We start from the raw sequence: 2437 nt of genomic DNA on the forward strand, positions 1-2437 counted from the left end.
CGCGGGGGGGGGGGTTTTTTTTTTTCCCCGCGGGGGCCCCCGGGGGGGGGGGGGCGGGGGGGGGGTGGTTTTGGGGGGCCTTTTTGCGCCGGGGGGGGCCCCCCCCCCCCGGGCCCCCGGGGCCCACACCTGGGGTGTCGGCCGAGGGGCCGTCAGGACCGTTCAGCCACACTGTCCAAATGCGGCAGATGGTGATCGAGACGGTCCGCCTTGGCCCGTAGATAGGCGAAGTTCTCCTCGCGTGGAGGTATCAGCAGCGGCACCTGTTCGGCGACCTTGATGCCATGCCGCAGCAGCGACTCGCGTTTGCGCGGGTTGTTCGACAGCAGCCGCACCGACCGTACGCCGAGGTCGTGCAGGATATCCGCGGCCACCCGGTAGTCACGGGCGTCGACCGGGAGCCCCAGCGCGAGGTTCGCCTCCACGGTGTCAAGCCCCTCCGCCTGGAGTTGCATCGCCCGGAGCTTGGCCAGCAGCCCGATGCCACGCCCCTCGTGACCTTGGAGGTAGACGAGAACGCCGCACCCTTCGCTCGCGATGGCGCGCAGCGCCGCGGACAGCTGATCGCCGCATTCGCAGTGCCGGGACCCGAAGGCGTCCCCGGTCAGACACTCCGAATGCAGGCGGGTAAGCGCTCGATCGCCCGCGACATCGCCGTAGACCAGCGCTATTTGTTCATCCCCGCGAATGGTGTCCAAGTAGCCGACCGCAAGAAAAACGCCGTACTCGGTGGACAGTTGGACCTGCGCCACTCGCTGGACGCCTGACGGTCGAGCGTTCTCGCCGAACGGGCCATCGCTTTCTGTCATGTTCTGATCCTAACTGGGAATCCGCAGAATGCTCGCGGGGTGCGTGAAAAATGACAAAGGAACCCAACCTCGCTGTCCGGTTCATCACGTTCGGCCGGTGGACGTGCGCCCGACCGCGTAGCCTGGCATCGCGCACACAAAGACGGGACGCAGAGCGAAAGGCCTGACAGACATGACCGGTTCGGGAACACGACCACAGCCCCCTGGCCTGCTGCCGCCGGACACCACCGAGGACATACGGGCCCGGAAGGCCGGCGTCGCGGTCCTCCCCATCGGCAGCTTCGAACAACACGGGGAATTTCTGCCCCTGGTGACCGACACGGTCATCGCCTGCACCATAGCCCGGGAGATCGCCGCCGTATATTCGGTCCATCTCCTTCCACCGCTCACCATCTCGTGTTCGCATGAGCACGAGGCATGGCCGGGGACGGTCAGCATTTCCGCCGCGACCCTCCATGCCGTTGTGCGGGACATCGCCGCATCGCTCCGCCGGTCCGGTATCGACGCCCTGATTCTGGTCAACGGGCACGGCGGAAATTACGTACTGCGCAATGTGGTTCAGGAATCCGCCTCCACCGGTACCCGCATGGCGCTCTTCCCGGGATCGGCGGACTGGGACGCCGCGCGCACCGGAGCGGGAGTGCGGACCTCGTCGCAGAGCGATATGCACGCGGGGGAAGTCGAGACATCCATCCTCCTGCACGCCCATCCGGAACTCGTCCGCCCCGGCTATGAAACATCCGATTTCCTCGCCGACGATCGCAGACATCTCCTCACCCTCGGTATGGCGGCCTACACCGAATCCGGAGTCATCGGCCGCCCCTCCCTGGCAACCGCCGAGAAGGGAAAGGAAATCCTCACCGCGCTCGTCGATTCCTTCGCCGAGTACTTCTCCCTGCTGACCCTGAAGGAGCCCCGATGACCGCGCTCGACGAGACGGCGGTCTGGGAACGGCTGCGCGCCATCCGGTCCGAGGCGGACGCCGAGGCCACCGGGCTGGTCCGCGGCCCCGGCGGCGGACTGCGGTGGCAGCGGGAGGTCTCGCCCGAGGCGCGCATCCTCACCGACCGCTATCTGCCGCTGTGCCTGGCCGGCCCGCGCCTGGCCTTCGCACAACTCGGCCAGAGCCTGGACGGTTTCATCGCCACCCGCACCGGCGACGCCGACTATGTCACCGGCGAGGAAGACCGCGCTCATCTGCACCACCTCCGTGCCCTCGCCGACGCCGTGGTCGTCGGAGCCGGCACCGCCGTCGCCGACGATCCCCAGCTGACGGTGCGCGCATGCACGGGGACCAACCCGGTGCGCGTCGTCCTCGATCCGCACGGCCGGGTGCCGCCGCAACTCCGGGTGTTCACCGATGGCTCAGCTCCCACCCTGTGGGTGGTGGCCGCAGACAGCGGCCGCGGCCAGCACGGGTCGGTCGGCGGCGACAGCGGCCATGGCGGCCTCGGCGGCCACGGCGGTCACGTTGACGTGCTGACCCTGCCGGACCGCGAGGCCTTCGAGCCCCGGAGCCTGCTGGAGGCCCTTCGCTGTACCGCATCGAGAACGCGACCGACGGCCACTCCCCGTCGCCCCAGGCCGCCGCGGACCGCACCTCGGGCCAGGCCCCGATGAAGGTCCAG

The 2437-nt window shown here is 68.8% G+C and carries 2 protein-coding genes and 1 pseudogene; 2 read left to right on the forward strand and 1 reads right to left on the reverse strand.

The window, feature by feature from the left end:
• Window positions 1–152: 152 nt before the first annotated feature.
• Complete coding sequence (gene ribA, locus ACWDSL_RS52975) at window positions 153–809, reverse strand: GTP cyclohydrolase II (protein ID WP_450496888.1); 657 nt, start codon at window positions 807–809, stop codon at window positions 153–155.
• Between the two features lie 172 nt (window positions 810–981).
• Here ribA and ACWDSL_RS52980 point away from each other — a divergent pair, with 172 nt between their 5' ends.
• A complete protein-coding gene (locus ACWDSL_RS52980; RefSeq protein ID WP_450496890.1) occupies window positions 982–1731 on the forward strand; it encodes a creatininase family protein in 750 nt (249 codons plus the stop codon).
• A pseudogene (locus ACWDSL_RS52985) lies at window positions 1728–2147 on the forward strand (RibD family protein); the annotation flags it as partial. The gene ACWDSL_RS52980 and the pseudogene ACWDSL_RS52985, both read left to right, overlap by 4 nt.
• Between the last annotated feature and the right edge of the window lie 290 nt (window positions 2148–2437).

The organism is Streptomyces sp. NPDC000941, assembly GCF_053599555.1.

Excerpts from the sequence above, each read along its gene's own strand:
- ACWDSL_RS52980 (WP_450496890.1), top strand. The coding sequence starts at position 982 with ATGACCGGTTCGGGAACACGACCACAGCCCCCTGGCCTGCTGCCGCCG.
- ribA (WP_450496888.1), bottom strand. The coding sequence starts at position 809 with ATGACAGAAAGCGATGGCCCGTTCGGCGAGAACGCTCGACCGTCAGGC.